The organism is Haloarcula sp. H-hyl2 (genome assembly GCF_056934385.1).
In genome coordinates this window covers 58282-78292 of sequence record NZ_JBRIIJ010000005.1, presented here as the reverse complement: position 1 = coordinate 78292, position 20011 = coordinate 58282, and the positions used below count along the sequence as shown (strand labels likewise).

At 52.8% G+C, this 20011-nt stretch carries 14 protein-coding genes and 2 pseudogenes; 5 read left to right on the top strand and 11 right to left on the bottom strand.

The genetic code is table 11. The annotated features are described in order from the left end of the window. Window positions 1-387 carry a DUF8076 family protein gene (locus Hhyl2_RS20415; protein WP_483552639.1) on the top strand — a complete coding sequence of 129 codons (387 nt, stop codon included), beginning with the start codon at window positions 1-3 and terminating at the stop codon, window positions 385-387. Between the two features lie 5 nt (window positions 388-392). Here Hhyl2_RS20415 and Hhyl2_RS20410 read toward each other — a convergent pair whose 3' ends face one another. The 4 genes from Hhyl2_RS20410 to Hhyl2_RS20395 all read right to left on the bottom strand — a co-directional run bounded on the left by Hhyl2_RS20410 (window position 393) and on the right by Hhyl2_RS20395 (window position 5761). Beyond that, window positions 393-2168, bottom strand: a complete 1776-nt coding sequence (locus tag Hhyl2_RS20410) for an McrC family protein (protein ID WP_483552638.1) — start codon at window positions 2166-2168, stop codon at window positions 393-395. After that, window positions 2165-3412: an AAA family ATPase gene (locus Hhyl2_RS20405; protein WP_483552637.1), complete on the bottom strand. Its 1248-nt coding sequence runs from the start codon at window positions 3410-3412 to the stop codon at window positions 2165-2167. Before Hhyl2_RS20405 ends, Hhyl2_RS20410 begins: the two co-directional genes overlap by 4 nt. 622 nt (window positions 3413-4034) lie before the next feature. Then, window positions 4035-4838, bottom strand: coding sequence for a DUF6036 family nucleotidyltransferase (locus Hhyl2_RS20400; RefSeq protein ID WP_483552636.1), 804 nt, complete (start codon window positions 4836-4838; stop codon window positions 4035-4037). Then, window positions 4835-5761 (bottom strand): helix-turn-helix transcriptional regulator, encoded by a 927-nt coding sequence (locus tag Hhyl2_RS20395; protein ID WP_483552635.1) that lies wholly within the window; start codon window positions 5759-5761, stop codon window positions 4835-4837. Before Hhyl2_RS20395 ends, Hhyl2_RS20400 begins: the two co-directional genes overlap by 4 nt. Before the next feature lie 302 nt (window positions 5762-6063). On the opposite strand from Hhyl2_RS20395, the gene Hhyl2_RS20390 reads away from it, so the two are divergent. Beyond that, on the top strand, window positions 6064-6702 hold the full coding sequence (locus Hhyl2_RS20390) for a DUF7718 family protein (protein ID WP_483552634.1): 639 nt from the start codon (window positions 6064-6066) through the stop codon (window positions 6700-6702). A gap of 331 nt (window positions 6703-7033) precedes the next feature. On the opposite strand, the gene Hhyl2_RS20385 is transcribed toward Hhyl2_RS20390, so the two are convergent. Beyond that, the gene (locus Hhyl2_RS20385) at window positions 7034-8410 is read right to left on the bottom strand and encodes a Cdc6/Cdc18 family protein (protein ID WP_483552633.1); all 1377 of its coding nucleotides are present in this window, start codon (window positions 8408-8410) and stop codon (window positions 7034-7036) included. Window positions 8411-9739: 1329 nt separating this feature from the next. Here Hhyl2_RS20385 and Hhyl2_RS20380 point away from each other — a divergent pair. Beyond that, a pseudogene (locus tag Hhyl2_RS20380) lies at window positions 9740-10052 on the top strand (hypothetical protein); the annotation flags it as partial. Window positions 10053-10570: 518 nt separating this feature from the next. Here the strand turns inward: Hhyl2_RS20380 and Hhyl2_RS20375 are convergent. The 3 genes and pseudogenes from Hhyl2_RS20375 to Hhyl2_RS20365 all read right to left on the bottom strand — a co-directional run bounded on the left by Hhyl2_RS20375 (window position 10571) and on the right by Hhyl2_RS20365 (window position 12977). Continuing rightward, window positions 10571-10849 carry a hypothetical protein gene (locus tag Hhyl2_RS20375; protein ID WP_483552632.1) on the bottom strand — a complete coding sequence of 93 codons (279 nt, stop codon included), beginning with the start codon at window positions 10847-10849 and terminating at the stop codon, window positions 10571-10573. 26 nt (window positions 10850-10875) lie between these two features. Next, window positions 10876-10989: pseudogene (locus Hhyl2_RS20370) on the bottom strand (DUF955 domain-containing protein); the annotation flags it as partial. Between the two features lie 1193 nt (window positions 10990-12182). Continuing rightward, window positions 12183-12977: a creatininase family protein gene (locus tag Hhyl2_RS20365; protein WP_483552631.1), complete on the bottom strand. Its 795-nt coding sequence runs from the start codon at window positions 12975-12977 to the stop codon at window positions 12183-12185. Window positions 12978-13341: 364 nt separating this feature from the next. Here Hhyl2_RS20365 and Hhyl2_RS20360 point away from each other — a divergent pair, with 364 nt between their 5' ends. Further along, entirely contained in the window at window positions 13342-14127 is a 786-nt protein-coding gene (locus Hhyl2_RS20360) for an SDR family NAD(P)-dependent oxidoreductase (protein WP_483552630.1), read from the top strand. A 94-nt stretch (window positions 14128-14221) separates the two neighbouring features. Here Hhyl2_RS20360 and Hhyl2_RS20355 read toward each other — a convergent pair whose 3' ends face one another. From Hhyl2_RS20355 to Hhyl2_RS20345, 3 genes are all read right to left on the bottom strand, one after another. After that, window positions 14222-15382 carry a mandelate racemase/muconate lactonizing enzyme family protein gene (locus Hhyl2_RS20355; protein WP_483552629.1) on the bottom strand — a complete coding sequence of 387 codons (1161 nt, stop codon included), beginning with the start codon at window positions 15380-15382 and terminating at the stop codon, window positions 14222-14224. A 145-nt stretch (window positions 15383-15527) separates the two neighbouring features. Continuing rightward, complete coding sequence (locus Hhyl2_RS20350; protein WP_483552628.1) at window positions 15528-16295, bottom strand: IclR family transcriptional regulator; 768 nt, start codon at window positions 16293-16295, stop codon at window positions 15528-15530. Between the two features lie 789 nt (window positions 16296-17084). Continuing rightward, complete coding sequence (locus tag Hhyl2_RS20345) at window positions 17085-18242, bottom strand: hypothetical protein (protein WP_483552627.1); 1158 nt, start codon at window positions 18240-18242, stop codon at window positions 17085-17087. A 303-nt stretch (window positions 18243-18545) separates the two neighbouring features. Here Hhyl2_RS20345 and Hhyl2_RS20340 point away from each other — a divergent pair, with 303 nt between their 5' ends. Further along, entirely contained in the window at window positions 18546-20009 is a 1464-nt protein-coding gene (locus Hhyl2_RS20340; RefSeq protein WP_483552626.1) for a type 2 periplasmic-binding domain-containing protein, read from the top strand. Window positions 20010-20011: the final 2 nt, after the last annotated feature.

Genomic DNA, 20011 nt, shown 5'->3' with positions numbered 1-20011 from the left:
ATGGTGGAACACGGCAAACTCCCCGGCGAGTACAACATCGTCGTCAAGGGCGAGTACGACCTCTTCGATCACCGGGTGCCCGTCGACGAGTTCGAGGAGATGCTCCGCGAGAACGACGTGCCCGATGAAGTGTGCGTCGTGGGGCTCGACGAACTCTTCGAGGATGGTGATGCGGTGAGTGATCTGTCGGGACTGATGGATCGCCACGCGAACTCTCTGGAGAACCGCAGTCCACTGCCGACCATCCAGTTCGCCATCGAGGGATCGTTCCAGCGTCGCCAGCGGGACTACGAGCTACAGACCGGTGGTGACCTCTACCGACTGAGCCGCGTCTTCGGGCCACAGATCGACCGGAGAAGTAGCGGCTGGCTCACCGCACCGTTCTAGACCGGTCACAGCAAGCGGAAATCATCGACCAAGGAGACGTCTGTCGGGGTTCCATCTTCGTCACTCGTTACGAAGTACAGGTCGATGCGCTCCTCGCGGTTCTCACGCCGAAAGACTGGAACACACGTCGTCGATTCGGCCGGACGCTCCTGACAGTGAGTCTCGATCTGGCGGCGAGTCCACTTGCCATCCTGTTCGAGATCCGAGCGCGAAGGGTATTGGATCGACAGCGTATCTGCGGCAGCATTCACTACGCGTAGCGAAAACTCGTGGACGTTGCTGAAGTCGAACGGCCCACCGCGTTCGGTGAGCCGGCTCAGCGCGGATGCGTCGTGCTGATCGAGACAGAGTGCGTGCTCGTTGACGGCCCGGAACACGTCGAGAGCGGGGTACACGTCAGCCAGACTCCCGTGAAGGTACTGGCGGACGCCGTCGTGGTATTCCTCCAACGAGAACCCCTCGCTCTCGGGAGATACGACTTGCAACTCAGCTCCGGTCTGCGCGACGGTACGCGTCCGCGGCTCACCGAGAGGAGTCAGAAAGCCCATCCGCGGCGTCTCCAGCAGGTACGCGTAGCTGAACAGTCGCGAACGCGATCCGCCGCTCTTCACGGGGTTCTTGCCTTCGGCGTAGTATTTCGAGTCGAGGACAGCTATGGTCTCGTCACCCTCTTCGACGGCGTGATCCGGCTGGTGAAACACCTGCGACTCGTTCTCGAAAGGCTGGAGCGTCGGTGAGCGAACGGCGGAGACGTTCGCGGTCTGGTCGAGATGATCGTATCCCTTGATCGCCTCTAGCTCGTCCTCGACGGCGACCTGCGAGTACTGCTCGAACAGAGACTCCATGTTCAGCACGTAGTCCACGACCAGCTCGCGATCGCCTTCCATCGCCGGCGTCCCGAGGGAGGAGGCAACGACAGCCTTTGCGACTTCGATTGCCTGTCGGTAGTAATGGCGCTGCTTCGGGAGGTCGTACAGCGAGAACCGCCGGTACTCGGGGATTCGCCGACGGCTGCTGGTCACGTCGAGTTGCTCTAGATGGCGCACCTCCTGATGAACCTGCGAGAAGATGTGATAGTACGCCTGATGGTCGTACTTGTCCTCGTACTGCCGGAACATTCGCAAGAGGTGCGTGCCGGCATAGTGGAGCAGTGAGTTGGCGGGATTGTCGTAGTTCACCTCGTTCAGCAGACAGTGCTGCTGGGCGCGTCCCTCCGCCTGATTTACCAGCGACTGCTCGATGTCGATGACACCCCTCGGTTGTTCGAGGTCAGCGCGACGCGTTTCGAGCTGCCGCACGAACCCGCGCCGGTGAATGTCTTCGACTCCGTTGAGGTAGTTGATTGCCAGAATGAGAAAGACGTCCTCCAGATCGACGTCCTCGGTTCGGAACTGGTCGAGGGGGATACCGTGATACTCCACCGAACGCTTCCGTCCGTGGACGGCCAGCAACATATCGAAGATGTAGTCCCAGTCGATCTTCGGCTCGATCCGAAGCTTCGACCGAGGAGTGAGGCTCACTATGCCCACATTGTCCCGCGCAGTCACGTGCATTACCGGCCCGTCGAGTCGGACGCGGACGACACGGTACTCCTTGTTCCGGTCATCGAGCGACTCCTGCGTCTTGACGAAGACATTGGTCGCCTCCTGTTCAAATGACGCTCGACGAAGTTGGTCGTCGATAGATGGAGGGCAGCCCTCGATGCGTATTTCACCCCGCTCGGGTACACTGAACGTGCCCGGCTTGTAGGTGTACGATGCGTCGGGGTCGGAGACGCTCATTGCTCGTAGGAGCCCATCTGGCGACGTTCGGCCTCCAGCTCGCGGCTAGCGAGGTCGGCCGCAGGCGTGAGGTCGTACATTTCGAAGTCGTTGTCGAGCGCCCGGTAGTGCTCCTCGATCTGCTCGATTTGCGGGAAGGCCGCCGAGTTCAACAGACGGGGGACGATGAACGTCCGGAACGCCTGTCCAACCGCCTTCTCCGGGGCCTCCATGTACAACTCCTCGTCTCGGAGGGCCTCGCGCAGGAAGATTGTCACGTCACGGTAGTGCATGGGGCCGAACCGCATGATCGGCCCACGGGACGCTTTCTCCGAGCCGTGGTTGATCCCGTCGTAGTCCGCCTCGAAAAGCTCGAGAAGCTCGTCGTTTTCGACGAGTGGGATGTCCCCGAGGTTGTCGTCAAGCCACCCCTCGAACAGCGACCGGCGGTCTTCGTCTTCATACTCGTCGAGTTCGACCATTGCGAACCGACGCGTAATGGCGTTGTCCAGCTCGTTGACCGTCCGGTCGGACATATTCATCGTACAGATGATGCTCACATCCTCGTCCAACTCGATGGTCTCGCCGTCGTCGGTCTCGATGAGCGTCTGATTGCGGTTCTCGATGGCCGTGTAGAGCGGGCCGAAGATCTGGGAGATGTCGGCACGCGTAATCTCGTCGAGGATGACCGCATACGGGATGTTGAAATCACGGGCTCGCCTGACACCCTCGGAGACGGCGCCAAGTTCGGTCTCGTAATTCAGCGAGCGATACCCCGAGGAACCGGTGAGGTTCGGGCCGATTCCGCCGATGATGTCTTTGGCCGTCCACGAGGGCGTCGCGGTGTGTAGCGAGTAGCCCACACAGTGTCGGAGTGCAAGCTGTTTTGCGAACGTCGTCTTTCCGGTGCCGGTCGGGCCGTAGAGAACCACTGGCTTTCCGGTACGCAGAGCCGTCCTCGCGTTTCGTTCGACGTCATCGGGAACGAGTATAGTTTCGGGTGTGTCGTCGCCCCGGGTGATGACGGTTCGCTTCAGATCCTGCGACGCCTTCGGCGACTCGAGAACTGCTCGCCGAATTCGACCGACACCCTGATCGCCCTCGTGGTGGAGATCCAACTGCTGTTCACGAACGAGATACTCCAAAACTTCCGCAGTTTCGGCCCCTTCAATCGCCTCGACTACCTTGTCGTCGACGGCTCGAAGTACGTCAAGATCACCCTGAACGTCTTCGAGCGAATAGCTGTCCTCCGATGAACTACTCATTTGTTGGCCTACTGTTCTTACTCGCGTGTTAAAAACGTGCCCTCGGTCATCGAAATAGAAACCGACGACCTATCTGGTGCGCATTTCCGGTTCGACCACGTCGCGAGTAGTATGAACGCGAATTCGACGGCAGTTCCACGACAGAATATGTTAGGGAATTTGGTGAGGTGCGTATGACAGGCCAGAATGAATACTACAACTAATCTTCATAGGGACCTCCTTTTGTCTTGAACCCGGTTGCTACATTCCTTAGTGTCAGCAAACATTATATTATGGGTAGTGACTTGCGATGCCAGTGTTCTCCAAGATGCATCGCATCTGATTGAGAACAAGAAGCTAGTCCTTCCTACGGTCCTCTCAAAAGGTGGATAACTTACACACTGGACCGGCACCGCAGGAAGTATGGCCGAAATCGGCATCTCCGCCCGTGTCTCGACAGCTAAAGGAGCTCGGGCGGATCCAGCCCGGAATTGATGCTGCGAGACGGGCTGGCCGATGGACAGGGCGCCCACCCGCTGGATTTGTGATGGAAGACAGCTATCTCCGCGTCGATCCCGAGTAAAACAGGGCCCCGGTTCCCCGACCAGACGGTCGCCTTCTCTCCCGGTAGAGGGCAATTGAGCTACTCCACAGGACGGACTGTGTCGCCATCCCGACGGACCCGGTCAAATGTTGAGAGATCTGCGATCCGGTCGTGAACTTCATCGGTATCCAGCTCCAGTTCGGCAGCCAGTTCGTCGACGGTCATCGGCTCGTCGAGTGCCTGGAGGACTTCGAGCCCACGGTAGTACCTATTCGTTAGCTCCTGAACGCGGCCCTCGATTGGCGTGGTCACTCCGTATCGCTCCTCAAGTTCGATCAGGGCCTCGTTTGCGAACGTGGCGAACTGATCGTCACCCAGGCGTTCGACCTGGGCTTCGAGTTCATCTCGGACGACATCGTAATCGAGGCCGGCCTGCACGAGCATATTCATGTCCTCGATGTCGTCGTCACGGCCGGCGATCAGTTTGAACAGGAAGATATCCTCGTTGCTGATTAGCTGGACCGTCGGTCGAGATATGTCGAGGAACGACTCGCTGCGCTCTTGCATCCCGTCGGTGAGCACGAGCTTGTTCGCGACTTGCTGGTTGAAGATATCGAGGCGACAGCCATCGTCGTTCTCGACACAACTCGTCGCCCCCAGCGCTCGGTAATCTGGATTTAGTGACTGGACTTCCCTATATCCGAGGTCCATCAGGACGGCCCACAGCTGACCGTACGCGTCGCCATCCGGGACGATCAGGTCGATGTCTTTCGTCGCCCCCTTGAGGTCGCGCAGCGACATCGAGCCACCACCGATCAGGTAGACCGTGAGCGGGTCAGATAGCCCGTCCCCGATTCGCTGGAATTCGTTCTCGATGTACTCGCGGCCGAATGTTGGTCTCATTGTGGTAGTTCCACCTCATAGTCAGCCGCTAGCTCCTGGAACTCGTCCCAGTCCGGGAGCCGGTCGTCGTCGACCTCGCCGTGCGTCTTGAGGTAGCGGAGCAAGGCATCGATTTCGTCTTCGAGGCCATACTTCACTGCCTGCTCTCGGACGTCCTCTTCGTCGACATCGACGTGGCTGAGCAGGAGAAGACAGTACGAGCGGTGGCGAGTGCCGTCGTCGATCAGCAGCGTGTGACAGCAGAGCTCCGCCGACGAGACTGCGTCGAGCTCCTCGGAGTAGACGTAGTAGCGGTGGCCGGTGAGCAGAAACTGGAGGTCGAAGGCCGCGAACCGAGCGAGGCCGGTTTCGTGGAATGCCTCCCCGTCGATCTCCGTCCCGGCCTTGGCGAGGAACTCGTCGTAGTCCTCCCAAAGAATCGTGCCTTTCGGGGCAACGGCTTCGAGGCGCTGGCGATGCAGATGGTGTGCGAGTTCACGGGCGAACTCGTGGAGGCGGTCGAAGTCGGCGTTGAACTCGTAGTGACCGTCGTCCGTCCCGACGAGACCACGGTCGCGAAACTGCTTGAGAACCCGGTTGACCGTGTTACGGTAGTTGTCGCTCCGGTCGGCGATCTCGGAGACAGTTCGCGGCTGGTCGAGGTAGTACAGCACCTCGAGTGTCTTGCCGGTCAGTAGTTCGGGGAAGTCGATATGGGAGTGCTGGCGGACGAGGTCCTGATAGAGTTCGACGGCGCGAGCATCTGACGGGACGACTCTTTTTCGCCGCCCGTCGCGTTCCGTGTAAACGAGCCCCTTCTCGACGAGGTCGCCGACGGCACGAGAGAGGTAGCTCTCGCTGTGGTCGAGCTTCGTCGCGAGCTCGGAAATCGTGTCGCCGCGGTCGATCGTGGCGAGGACCTCGAGTTCGATGCGCCGGAGCATGATGTAACATAAAACGAAACTAATATATAAAAATATTTCGAGTAGTGTTACAGCCAGCAATCGCGAAACTGTCTCTATCGACTTAACCAACAACAGCACAGTAGACAAATGCGTGTTGGTTAATCTGTAACCTCATCCCTGCGTTCGAACGATGAGGGACTAGCGACAGGCAACAGGCGGCATCCTAATTTTATTATCGAGGAGGACGAGGTGGCTGACCACAACGCTCGGCTGTCGGTGGACGACAGGCGGGCCGGGAGACAACAGGCTAAAACCGCTCGCAGGAGTGGTCGAATCCGTAGATGAGCCGGTTACCGGAGCCGTCAAACTATGTTACATCGAAGACGGTCAGCGCCGGGCGAAGCGACTGTCGCATCACAGTCGGGTTCGATCAGCAGGGGAACCACATCCCGCGGTTTCTGGTTCAGCTCCACTACATCAACCTCCCGGATACGCCCCACTGGACAGTCATCGCTCGATTCGATCACAACGAAACGTCGGCGGACGGGCAAGATATCTATCGGGAGGGGCTCCACATCGACGTCCAACAGCCAGGCGGAAGCATGACGAAAATCCACCCTCGCCACGGACGACTCCTCCTAAACCGTGGAGCCGTCATCCGCCGGTATGTGGAGTACCTTGCCGACGAGGCACAGTACTTCATCGAGGTCTACAACGGAGACACCTCGCCAGCAGCGCCTCGACCGTGGCTAGATGGGGGCTCGACCCCAGTACCTAACGTTATCGGTCTCGAGACTAGACGCTCTAGTAGAGCTACCATGGCGACCGACTCCGAGACGAATGATCTCGAACCCCTGTCTCACGACGATCTGAGCGAAGTGCTCGCCGAGGCGACGGGGACCACGCCGGAAGAAATCGAACGCGGAGCCGAGGCTATCGAGATCGAGCCGCTTGAAGACGCGGAAGTCGTATCCGAGTAATCCTTTCTGCCGCTGCTGACACCACTCTTGTCCCGCACGAGAAGAAGCATTGCTGTGCCCTCGTAGTTCAGCATACGATTTCTTATCAGAAAGAATTCACAACAAAAGGAGAGACAGTCTTCGATCCTGTGACTGCGATTCTCAGAACCAGATCAATCTCTTAGGAATTATGTATAGGAAAACCAATTGGATTATTTAAGGTTACTTACGCTGTGTTCAAGTGAGCACAAGAGCCAAACAGTGGCTGTACAGCCGCTTCACTCCCACCAGAATCGTCGGTGATGTCTGTACTCACCAGTTTCAGTAGTTTATCAATTAAATCAGAGCACAGTCAATAGTCACCGAGACGGGAGTCAGGACTGGTCCGGATAGAATCGAAGTTGATGTCATTCAGTCGCGATATTTCTTCAAGAACCTCGATGACGACCTCGGTCGCTACTTGCAGTTCAAAATGCCAGGCAGGCCCACCGACAGACCCAGCTGCTTTCTTGTGCGCGTCTATGATACCTTGCATATCGAGTTCCATCAGGTGGTCACGCATACGCCGCTGTACGAGTTTGTCGGCAGCGACTTTGTCTGCGATAGTCTGGTAGACTCCGTACACGGGCTTCGTTCGAACAGGCGTTTCACCAGCTTTCTCTAGCACAGTGATCGCAGAAAGAGCAAGATGAGCCTGTGTCGTCATCTCTCTCATTGCTTCTGAAACTGTTTCCTTCTCAACCTGGGACTGGGCCTTACGAACGGTCTCTTCGTCCACTCTCACGGCGCCGTTCGCATCAGCGATTTCCCCCGCCTTTCGGAGGTATTTGATTGCCTGCCGAGCGTCACCTTTGTCTTGAGCAGAGAACGCAGAAACTAGAGGAATAACATCACTCGTGAGGACTTCGCTCTTGAAAATATACTCCTGACCTGAACTGTCGATTTCCACGACGTCCCCCTGAACCACCCCGGAACTCCCATTCTCAAGGATTTCCGTAGCATCGGGATTCGACTCAGCCTCACCAACAGGAATCAATTCAGTCTTTTGGAATGCTTTGGCAGCACGACGTCGAAGGATTTGTTGCAACTGATTGGCGTCATACGGTGAGAAAAGGATTTGATCGTCGTAAAGTGAGCTTTTGACCTTCGAACTGAGATTGTCGCGCCATTGTAAATCGTTGCTGATCCCAAGAATGCTCGGATAGACGTGGTCACTGACATAATTCTGGGCACGAGCTCTGGGGAGACTATAGAGAAGACGGTCATCATCACCGAGTGTGTCAATTTCGTCAAGGACAATGATAATGGTCCCACCAACTTCGTTCATCGCCTCGAACATCATGTCCATGACAGCGTCTGTAGAGTAGCCAGTGGGACGATCGTTGCCTGTGAGTTCCATGTATATCCGAGAAGCAGCTCGAAAACTAGTCGAGAGATCATGACTTTCACAAGATATATAAAGCGTAGTCAGGTCAAGACGGTCAGACTCTTTTTTAGCGTGATATTCGAGTTCAGAAAGCTCTTTTTTGGCTGCTGCAGTCTTCCCTTGACCTGCTTTACCATACAAGAAGGCGTTATTTGCACCTAGGCCTCGAGCAGCGGGAGACAGAGCCATATGGAGGCTGTCGAGTTCAGATTCTCGTTCGGGAAGCTCTTTCGGACGGAAGTCCTCACGCAGAACCTCTTCACGCTCAAAGATTTCCGAGGCAGAAGCGTAGCGTGATGGCATTATGTTAGGAATATAACCGAGAGGTTATAAACCCCCTTGTCTGTAATGTCGGGATTGTCCGAAAAGAGGTGTCAGTATAGTTAAAGATAGCCCCACCCACACCACCATGTCTGCAATTATTGACGAACAACCTGGGAGGGTGGTTAGCTAAAGATTAAGATGAAAAGCTCTAAACCGCCGAATTTCACACAAGATATAGCAGCAAACATCTCTTATTACGGATCTTGCTACGGTGTTATATTATATTTATATATCTTTCTACTAGGTAAGGTAAGTAAAAGAGTAAACCACCTGTTCTGCTAGTTCTTGCTATCTTATGAGTAGTATAATTTGTTGTTTATATACTTTGTTTGCTCATAGGTTTGCTCTGAGCCTTCTATCCAAGAAGTAATTGCGGACATGGTGGTGTGGGGGTCACAGGGCCCTTTTTTATACCCATTTTCTTGTTCGTAATCGCTTCAAGACCTTCTAAAACAAGGTTTTCTATGTCCTATGCAGTCCTTCGTAGATCATACATCTCTAGAAATTGCGGACGTGGTAGTGTGTGGATGCTTCAGAGAGTCTCTATCTGTTAACAGGAGTTGCAGACATAGTGGTGTGAGGTTCATCCTACTTTCTCCACTCCTGATAGCTTCCCACAATTGCAGACATGGTGGTATGTGGGGTAAGGATTGGTTGCTATGGTGTTAGATAAATTGCGGACATGGTGGTGTGGGGCAAGGATTGGTTGCTATGGTGTTAGATAAATTGCGGACATGGTGGTGTGGGGCAAGGATTGGTTGCTATGATGTTAGATAAATTGCGGACATGGTGGTGTGCCCCCTCAATTACCAGACTATCCAGATAAACTCATACCCCATCTATACTAACTCAGAAGCACTACAGAACTATTCCAGTGCCATGTTTCGGTTTCCACATCGATGACAGGGGGTCGATTGTCTTTTATTGTGGCCGAGACAACGCTAATTCGGATTAACTGGGGCGTCGTATTCATTCTCCCAGGAATTTCCCTCTCCATTGAAAATAGTAGTAGTGATAACCTGATTTCATCATTCGTCTTTAATTAATACTCATAGTAATAGCTGGCAGCAGTAATTTCGAGTTGAATTTCGTCCGCACACTCCACCCGTGCGCCGAAATCAACACATTTCAGCATTGTATATCGCCTGATTTCACGAATAACAGCGTCTCACCAGATGGATTTTTCTTCTAAATACTTTCAGTAATTATTTCTCCCGCGAAGATTACCATCTGTCTTAGCTAAAGACGAATGCCCGGGTTCATTTCTTTCACCGTGACGTAAGCCACACTAGGAACATCGTCATATTCCTCGAACTCGTGACGCCGTTCGTCCTCCGGTCGGAGTACCCGAAGGCGAACAAGGTGGACGTACCGTGGTGGTGGAGCGTAGACAACGAAGCGCAACTACGTCACCGCCTGGAGAAGGTCATCGAGGGCGGCGACGTATACGAACTGGAGACCGTCGATTACGGGGTGGTCGTTGGCTACGATGCCCCGTCCAGTGGAGACCGCGATCTCCGGGCTCACCCGGGTTGGGAACCACTCGAAGTACGGCTTTGGAGAGCTTCGAGTGAAGCCCGTCACTCCAGATGAAAAGAATATCAAGAAACAGATAGAATAGTCGAAGTCGGAGCACTGACAAAGGAACGATGACCGGCAAGGATTCCGCAGTGTCCCGGTCGGTCTGACTGAATAAAGTAGATCATATTACCAACAACTGGTATGAAGACTCCTCCGTGGCCTTGGAAATCCTCGCTCTGTTCCCCGCGAGTGCTCGCCACACTCGAGCAGGGCCCCAGTTTGGCTTGCAAGTGTAGCGGAACCCAATGGTACCGTGTGCCGTGTTGGTGTCGTGATGTAACAATTACATTTATGCCCGACAGCGTATGGACAGCTGCCAGAGTAACTTGGTTCGCTTTGTCCGGCAAGATTGGCGCAGAGAAATATACGACACCGCTTCTCACAGCTACAGTTATGCTAGATCTGGACGTGGGTACACGTAGGGACCCAGGCAGCCATCAGTTCGGTGGCAGTTTGCCTCTGACAACATTCAGACGCTGGATCCGGATTCTGTTCTGTCGAGTACCAACTACGCTGGCTTATTGTCGATCACCACCGTCAGTGACGACTTGGCCGGTGTCACAGACCCTCACGAGCATTTCGGCGTGGGACTGGAGGAGTTGTGTTCCAGCGTCGGCGAGTCGATAGGCGTCCGTGCGCTCGTTCAAGGGACTCCCGGATGATGAGGTCGGTCTCGACGAACTCGTCGAGGCTCTGGTAGAGCCGGCTGTAGTTGATTGGCTTCAGATAGTGTTCATCGAGGGAGTCTTTAATTCCGGGGTTGTAGGGTTCGTCCTCGACGGCGATGATGGCCGTCAGGAGATCCTGCTGGAAGCCCGTAAGTTCGAGGTAGGTCATCATGCTGGATCTCCCACGAGCAAGGAGTCGGTCTCGTCGTACTCGCAATCCGTGTTCTCTTGGTAGGACGGCGAGTTTCTACACTCAGGAAACTTGTTGGTGATAATTGGTGTCCGGATCCAGATCGCCAACTCACCTTCCTAGCGGTCGAACACGTGGGAGCGGACGCCCACGTCGGATTCAGTCACCTAGACTTCACCAACGGTTTCTAAGTCGCAGATGACGGACCCATCATCCCCTCCAGATCAGCGTGACCGGATACTGGATCGGGGATTCACGACAGCGGAGGATGGGATCGGTTGGACTGGCGATCGTCGAACAAATAACCTAGGCACACGGCTGATCCGTCTCGATCACCGACAGTGAAGACGACGGAGATCGGTTCGAATTCCAGACCGGTGAGCTCTGACAGTCCACTTTCGCACCTGAGAAACGGCGGACCCAGAACGAACCGATGGCGACTTTTCGAGATGTACTCGATTTCCTATCTCAGCCGGCGAATACGGCGAGGAGAATCAGTTGACGACTGTCTCCAGGGACCAGAAGATGTCGGTGAAGCCACTGGTTTGGAACCGTCATCAGACAAAGAACGGTAATATTCGCTTCGACGTGGTTGATCGAAATCCCTTTTTGCGAAATGAATTTGATGTTAGTAACAGCACTTGATCGAACCGCACAGTGGTGAGACTGGAATCGAGAATCACATCTTAACCGACAATGAGGATGAAACGTATTGGTTGGGCAGATACATGAGCTATATGAAAAATTATTGGACCCAACAGCTTCGGCTCGAGCAGCCATATCAAACAGAATAGAAAGAATTTTTGAAATATACTGTTATTAGTGGCTGAAACATACAGAAGGGACTGAAAGTCGTCAGCTCATTCCTCGATCGTACGTTATTCACAATTCCAGATCGCCGATACGCGTATATAGAACCAAATTCTACGAATTCTACAAATGAAATAGTTCAGGTAGTGCCATATATCTCAGAATATAAGTTGTTCAGATAGACTATGGTAGTCGATTCCCCCAGATTGATTTATTCTCTGACTTCGTGGAGTACTCACGATGGGTTCTGTTCAGGCAATTTTGAATTCGGATCTGAAATCCATATCGTTTATTAGAACGGTATTAGATACGAAGTATGATGTCAGATAATACGCTGCCACCGGAACTGCTCGATAGAGCCAGAGAAGTCACAGGAGAAAGTGACGCTGAGAAAGCAATCTGGCAACTCCTTTATCAACAGCGAGAAAGAAACTAATATTAAATTAATTTAAATTAATAGAGAGGAGCAGATGGATATTTAGATCTATTTATATTTCGGGCTCTATGTCTGGAATTCGCATATTTCGCGGATACAGGCCGAGAGCGCGTTGGTCAGTCCTTCGTATAGTCGCTCACCTTTCTCAGAAGAGGCTAGTGACGGATCACCGATCGCTCCACTTCCGGAGTACTCCTCGAAGGACCGGTACACTGCAAGGGGTCCGCCTTGGATGAGGTCTCCGCCACCTAGATCGTAGTACTCGTCAAAATACGCCGCCGGGCGGTCTTCATCTACAAGCTCGTCGTCAAGATATAGGAGGAGCGATGTTTCGAATTCGCCGCCGTGAGCCATTCCACCAGTCTCACTGTCGCGAATGTCGTCGATCAAATCAACATCGAGTTCGAAATATGTAACTCCGAGAACCTCTGTCTCAGGATGATCTGCACCAACTTCGCTGACCACAGTCTCGATCAGCGCTTTGTTTCCACCGTGACCATTCACGAAGATGACTGCATCAAATCCATTTTCGAGGCCTGTCGTTGCAATTTCCGTTAAGTATAACCTGAGTGTTTTGAATTCCCCCGAGACAGTCCCGCCTAGCGAGAGGTGGTGAGGAGAATATCCGCACCATACAGGCGGGGTTGAGAGAACCGGCAAATCATCGAGTTCCCTAATACCACCATCAACAATATGCGAGACTAATATGGTATCTGTAGCGACGGGAAGGTGATTCCCATGTTGTTCGATACTGCCGACCGGAATGAGAAGAACAGAACCGTCGTTATCTGCGATTTCCTTTATTTTAGGCGCAGGGAGTCGGGCAAACGAATGCCTTTCCGAACCGATTGATGTGAACATATAGCTGATCGAACATACAGCATTATAAAGATTTTGTAAGTGGTTGTGAAGAACTGTGCTATGATTAGAAAGTAGCATCATTCATGATGACGAAGGCTCTTACCCAAAACCTAGTCAAGCTAGTGGGGCCACGATATGGACACGGTACCAGAAGCGTCGGGTTTGGTACTTGAGTAGACTGAACAAGGCTTTGTTGAGTGATTGGTTCCCCAATCTCGCTTGCTTTCTCTATTAGCCGGCCGAGCATTGTTGAGACACCAACTTACCCCTACTCGACTAATTCCCTCACGCCAAGGCTGAAATCACTCCTACTGCACAAGACGAATATTTAAATTGTTGCCACGGTGTTTACGGAACGAGGACAATGAGTCAAACCCGCCATCAAGATCGTACAGTTGTCGTCACAGGTGCTTCGAGTGGTATTGGTCGTCGAATCGCTCAGCAGTTCGGTGCAGAAGGTGCGAACGTCGTCTGCGCTTCTCGGAGTAACGAACCGAATACTGGTGACTACTACGATACGAATCTCTCAGTCCCGACAGAGCAATTAATCAGCGAAGAGACGATTGGAGATGCAATATTCGTCTCCACAGATGTCTCGGATCCAGAACAGGTTGCGGACATGGTTGACGAAGCTGTTGACGCGTTCGGTACCATTGATGTCCTCGTAAACAATGCTGGTATCTCAGTCGTTGGCGACTCTCAGTCAACGAGCATCGAAGACTGGCAAACCATGATCGGTGTCGACCTTGATGGGACATTTTACTGTTGCAAGTTTGCTATCCCGCATCTCAAGACATCGTCTGGCCACATCATAAATATTGCATCGGTTAACGCAACGGAAGGTGGATCAGGCCCAGCGTATTCTGCGGCGAAAGCAGGACAAGTAAATCTCACGAGAGATCTCGCGGTCGAACTGGGCTCAGACGACGTGAATGTCAATTGTATTTCTCCTGGTTATATTAAGACCCCAATTCAGGATTACCAAGACGAGGAGAGTATTCAGATCAGTCGTGAGCAGACACTGCTTCCCGAGCTCGGTGAGCCAGAAGAAGTAGCCGATGTCGTCACGTTCCTGGCTAGCGACGACGCGAGTTACATCCACGGTGCCGATATCTACGTCGACGGGGGTTGGGCAGCCCATCGAGTGTAGACACGCGCTAAGAGTCGAACAACGGGTAATGGATTTTTCTTCCGGAACGATTTGTTGTCTTCTCTATTGATACCGCTAGGTGCAATTCGCCAGCTCACTGTCGATATCGATCGACGGCGTCGTGATCTACAGTGATGCCAAGACCCGGTTCATTTGGTACTGTCATTCTCCCATCCTTGATTTCAAAGGGGGTTTCGATGACATCATCTGCCCAGCCATAGTACGCGGTGTCACTGGGGAGGTTGATTGCCGGTGTCCCATACACAGCGTGTAGGATGGCCGCTGTTCGGATGCCGAGGTCAAACGCACAGTGATGTGCGAGAGACAGACCGCCGTCTTCCGCAATGCTAGCGACTTCGCGGACACCAGAAAGTCCCCCAGCGGGGGTGATATCAATGACACCGACATCGATCGCGTTCGCTTCAATCATCCGCTGCATGTTCCGTGGGATGTAGGTATCCTCGTTGGCTGCTATAGGCTGTTTTGTGCGAGAGCGTAATGAGGCTAGGGACCCGTGATTATCAACCCGGATTGGCTGTTCCAAATATTGTAGATAGATACCGCTATCTTCGAGCAACCCAGCGACACGGACGGTGTCTTCCACAGTCCAACCTTGATTTGGATCGAGTCTGAACTGCAATTCGCCGTCAACCTCGTCGTGCATCGCTTTAATACGCTCTACGTCGGATCGCCAATCACGGCCACCCTTTGTTTTGAGGACTGAGTAACCTTGGTCAAGAGCACGTCGCGCATACTTCCGGGACTTCTCCGGCGAGAGGATTCCGAGCGCATATGCAAACTCGACCTCACCCGGGCCGGATTCCTGCTCGACGTGTTCGCGATGTTTCATCGTTGTCTGGTGTTCTGCCGTCCACCCCCCGAGAATCTCGTAGATCGGCCGTTCGAGTACTTTCCCGACGATGTCCCAACAGGCGACCTCGACTGGGGCAAAGAACATGTTCGAGTTAGTGTACTCAATAAAAACCTGACGGCGAAGTTTCTCGAGTTCGAACGGAGATTGGCCGATAACGAGCGGTGCGACCCCGTCTTCGATGACCGAAACGGTCGCTTCGGGTGAGAGGAACGCGCGCACCTCTCCCCAGCCAACATATCCTTCGTCAGTATCGACCCGAACAAGGATCCGATCCATCTCATACAACTCTCCATGGTTCGTCCGATATGGTGCGATTCCACCTTCTTCGAGTGGTTTTAGCGGTATTGTTACCGGTATCGCTTCTATCTCAGTGATTTGCACACATCCAGTTTGAGAAGCATCCTATTAAACTGTTATTGTGATAATCGCCTCTACCCACACAGCTCTAATTCACCTCTGACCAGCCCCAAACATAGAAAATAAAATAAAGTAGTCTAACCGTCGTGGATGAAAGCTCATTAATCGATCAGTAGTAGACCGTTTTAAGCTTCACAACGTTCGCTCGGTCAGTGAGAAGTTGGACGTACTCTCCGACAGTTATTTCATCAAACCGATTAATTGGGCCAGTCAGACCGATTGAACCAAGGACTTCATCATCAGGTGTTAGGATTGGCACGCAGACGCTCCTGATTCCATCGCGATGTTCTTCATCTTCAATCGCATAGCCTTGTTCACGGACGTTCGCGAGCTCCTGTCGAAGTTCCTCAGGATCGGTGATTGTCTGATCCGTTGCACGGGGAAGGTCACTCGCAGCGATTATTTCATCTCTTCTTGCGGGTGGCAGATGTGCCAGAATACATTTGCCAAGCGCTGTCCAGTGCATATCGGTGAATTGCCCGATTGGGGTATTGTCACTCACTGCTGACGTGCCGTCCTCAATGCAAAGGAGAACACGCTTGCCGTTTTCCTCGACACCGAGTCCGGCCCGCTCGCCGGTCTCCATAGCAAGTTCTCTCAACACCTGTTTGGCAGCGGTGTAAATCTCGTACTTTCGACGGACATAGCTGCCGTATTCGAGAAACTGCAAACCGTTCCGGTACTCGTGGTCCTCACAGACTACGAAGCCTTCTTGCTGAAGGGTTTGCAAATAAACGTGGGCTGTACTCGTTGGGATTTCCATTTCGTCAGCTAGTTCGGTTAGCGTCAGGCTATCGTGTTCCTGTAACATCTGGATGATCCGACTCGCTCGAACGATCGATTTGATTCCCGATACAGAACCGGATTCCTGTGTCATGCCAGAATATCATATTTTGAATAACATAATTCTTCCCATAAGCAGGGAAAGAGTCCACCCATGATAAAATTGAGTTTGAAAATTCAGTAATAATGGAAGTTCAATAGATAGTACAATATTTTTGGATGACTGACGTACAAACTCCACAATTTCGAGAACCAACCTGTTGACCCCATCTACTGTCGACCTGCCAGATCCAGTGGGGAAGTCATTGGTTTTCATTTTTCCCCCAGTAACACGAAAAGACTCCCTCGCTGTAGGTGACCAGATGAAGCCAGCCGTATTATGAAGAACACCTCTCCCTCAAAATAACAAGTGTACATATGATTTGATATCTAGCGTTGAATCTCTTGAATAGGTATTGACGACAGATTCCGGAGGGTGGTGACACTGGCAAAGAATTGTTGATATTTTAGACAGCACTGACGCACCCAGGCGGAATCAGACACACGAGATAATGTCAACTGCATGTAGTTATATGGAATAACAGTAGTACACTTATTATTCGTATGTCGGCACACCGTTTGCTGTGGATAATAATATAAATAAATTACAATCCGAATACCACACAATTCATCATGCTATTGGTACAAGTTAACACTGCACTTCCACTATTATTGGAGAGTTTCCCGGCATTCCTTCTTAGAAGCGGCCCACGACGAAATTTCTTCAATTATATTGGAACAATCGATCGTTGTAGACTGAATGTATCAATGAGCACAATAGTTACTAAAATCTAGCGTCTGTAATGCTCAAAAGTGACTCTGATGCTCGTCGATATTTCGGCCGTCAACGATACGATGCGGTCGCCTCGGCAATCCAATCGAAGCATCGGTCCGGCAACGGACCGTAATTGTAGAAAGATATCCGGTCTGTTCCCGTCTGCACCACTTCGTCAACAAGCGATGAAACCGTCTGGGCTTCTTTCACAATCGGTGGCCCGGGCTGTATTCCTGCATGGACTGGGGTCGTTTGCGTCAACGAGTCTGCGGTCTGAATCGTTTCCGCAGCTGCCGGTCCCGTCGATTGGTAGGCTAGAGCCGTGAAATAATCGACGTGATCACCAAGTTCCGTGAGGTCGGCCCCGAATAGCCATTCGTCTCCGATATCGAGTATACCGATTGTATACCCTAAGTCCACATCGACAATCTCCTGGAAGTCAGCGTAAAGATCCACGAGTGTTTGCTCACGGATAGCGACGTAGGCAGCGACGTCCGGATGCGATTGTACCCATTTTAATGGATCAACTGATGACGGCAGGCTACCGTTACAGATCCCATCTATCGTCTTAGTGCAGATTTGTTGGACACGGTCAACGTCGACACCCTTGTCGGATGCAGTAGATCGACATTCGTCGCAGAAGCAAAGACCAAGCAGGAATGTTCCAAGTTTCCCGAGATCGACAAAGACCTTGTCGTGGTGCCAGCTCAGTCCACTGCCGAAAAAGTAATCGAATGTCTCAAGCTCGATTCGATCGAAGCCCGGTCGGGATGAAAGGTCTCGCAACAGTCCTTTCAAATATGCCTGTACGGCCGGTTGGGAGGGACAGAGCCCGAACGGAAGGTCATCATCATATGGAGACGTGAGTGATAGCTCCGGATGTCTAAGGCCGAGGCGGGAGTTGTGACAGCCGACAACCCATGCATTCGTAGTGATGGGGGTATCTGCTAACGCGTGCACGATTTCATCCACCCAGTCGTTGTTGTCCATTTGTTTCGCTGTCACTGGCATCAGGTCCTCGTATGCCTCCGGTGACGGCTGAAAGTACGAACTGGCCTGTGCAAAGTACGAGCGTCGTTCTGAATTAGTGGGTGAGAACGAGTGGACCGCATGATAATTGGTTGCAAGATTGATCTCATCGATTCCTGCATTGGTGAGTCGTTCGACTGCGTTCGGAATGCCTTCATCCAGGATGTCCCACGGATACGCCCACATTGCGAAGTCCATAGCTATTCGTCGTTTGTGTAGTCGTATAAATGTATCCGTGCGCTGGGTCTGTCTGAGTATCTTTTTCTTGGCCCCACTGTAGACTTCGTTTCTCTCCCTTTTTGCAAACATTGCTCTCAAGATCAGGTGCGTGTATCAAAGGTGCAGATGCTCGTATCCGACAGGCCCAGTAAACAGAGGGGTTCCCCTCCAGCAGTAGATAGAATTGGGTTCCGTGCTGAACTAATATAATTTCCAATACGTAGCAAACCTAAATATATAGTTAATTATTTATACTATAGCTACAATCGTACATTTGTATTCATGTCTGACCAGAAGACCGCCTCTCAACAGTCGAGGCGTCGATTCATGACCATGGCCGGTATCGGGGCGGGAACACTACTTGCTGGCTGTTCGAATAACAGCAGTTCGTCCGGAAGTGGCGGGTCAACCGATTCGGGTGATGATTCCACGATAACTGGTGAGAATGGTGATGGTGCTCGATTCGACGGTGTGACGTTCGAGATGTGGGACTGGTTCGGGGTTAATACAGGGCAGAAAGCGTTTATCGAGGATCTCGTTGCCGAATTCGAAAGCGATACTGGAGCAACTGTCAACCTCACGTTCGACGGTGGCGTCACCGACGGATGGCCACAGCAGATCAGAAACGGTGAGGGCCCACACATTCACTCGTGGACTCCTGCATTCGGCCTCATCTTGGACCACCAGTACTACTACACCGCCGACGACATGATGAAGGATCATTCAGATCTCTTCGATGACGACACTATCGGCGACTTAGAGTGGCAGTTCGACGGCATGCGGTATCTGGGCCGGGGTCTTCCCGACATCGATGTGCCCCACTTCCCGGTTTTCAACAGTCCGAGAAGTCCGGTGCTGGCGCGATACGATTTCGTCAAGCAAGCCGGTCTGGAAGACGATTTCCCACCGCAGTCGTTCGAAGAAGCAATCGAATTCTCGCGGAAACTCCAGAACAATTCCGACGCAGAGTACGGATTCCAAGTGCCTGGTTCGGGGGGTGACGTGCTAGGCTTTGTCTGGAGTCAGCTCCCGCAGACTGGCGATAAGACTGAGACTTCGCTGATGAACGAAGACTACAGTGAACTGAACGTCGGCAACGATGCGTACGCCGAGACTATGCAGCGGTTCAAGCGACTGCTTGATGAAGGCGTGATTGCACCGGACACTGCCTCACTCGGCGGGTCGGCTGTCTCTGGGCAAATCGCAACAACGGATCGCTACGGTCAGGTGAATCCGGAGCCCAAACATCACAAGAGTGTCGCCCAGTCCAACCCCGCTGTGCTACAGGACGGGACAATGCGGTGGTACCCGATGTGGGGCGAAAAGAAGAGCAACCAGACGCCGTGGTTCTACAACGTTCTCCCGGTTGAGGAGGGCAACAGCCAAGAAAAGCGGCGTCAGGAAGCAGCAATCTACTTCCTCGCTAACTATGTCCTGAGTGATGGTTTCCACGAGATTATGGCACAGGAGTCTGGCTTCATTCCGAGCAAGCGTGACGCGTGGGACGCTGCTCAAGAGAATGTCAAGTGGGAAGACCAGCATCACTGGTTCGAGACGTGTCGTACACAGATGGACAATGGTGGAGCTTGGTCTCTCGGTTACGGGAGCCCCGAAGTCGGAGACATTGTTCCCACACTGTCCGGTGCCGGCCAGTACCTCCCCCAGTACCTTACCGGCGACCTGACCCTTGAGGAAGCAATGCAGGGATGGGAAGAAACCGCTCGATCGGACATGGGTCTCAATTAGAG

Coding starts and splice junctions, on each gene's coding strand:
- Hhyl2_RS20415 (WP_483552639.1), top strand. CDS start 1: ATGGTGGAACACGGCAAACTCCCCGGCGAGTACAACATCGTCGTCAAG.
- Hhyl2_RS20410 (WP_483552638.1), bottom strand. CDS start 2,168: ATGAGCGTCTCCGACCCCGACGCATCGTACACCTACAAGCCGGGCACG.
- Hhyl2_RS20405 (WP_483552637.1), bottom strand. CDS start 3,412: ATGAGTAGTTCATCGGAGGACAGCTATTCGCTCGAAGACGTTCAGGGT.
- Hhyl2_RS20400 (WP_483552636.1), bottom strand. CDS start 4,838: ATGAGACCAACATTCGGCCGCGAGTACATCGAGAACGAATTCCAGCGA.
- Hhyl2_RS20395 (WP_483552635.1), bottom strand. CDS start 5,761: ATGCTCCGGCGCATCGAACTCGAGGTCCTCGCCACGATCGACCGCGGC.
- Hhyl2_RS20390 (WP_483552634.1), top strand. CDS start 6,064: ATGAGCCGGTTACCGGAGCCGTCAAACTATGTTACATCGAAGACGGTC.
- Hhyl2_RS20385 (WP_483552633.1), bottom strand. CDS start 8,410: ATGCCATCACGCTACGCTTCTGCCTCGGAAATCTTTGAGCGTGAAGAG.
- Hhyl2_RS20375 (WP_483552632.1), bottom strand. CDS start 10,849: ATGACCTACCTCGAACTTACGGGCTTCCAGCAGGATCTCCTGACGGCC.
- Hhyl2_RS20365 (WP_483552631.1), bottom strand. CDS start 12,977: ATGTTCACATCAATCGGTTCGGAAAGGCATTCGTTTGCCCGACTCCCT.
- Hhyl2_RS20360 (WP_483552630.1), top strand. CDS start 13,342: ATGAGTCAAACCCGCCATCAAGATCGTACAGTTGTCGTCACAGGTGCT.
- Hhyl2_RS20350 (WP_483552628.1), bottom strand. CDS start 16,295: ATGACACAGGAATCCGGTTCTGTATCGGGAATCAAATCGATCGTTCGA.
- Hhyl2_RS20345 (WP_483552627.1), bottom strand. CDS start 18,242: ATGGACTTCGCAATGTGGGCGTATCCGTGGGACATCCTGGATGAAGGC.
- Hhyl2_RS20340 (WP_483552626.1), top strand. CDS start 18,546: ATGTCTGACCAGAAGACCGCCTCTCAACAGTCGAGGCGTCGATTCATG.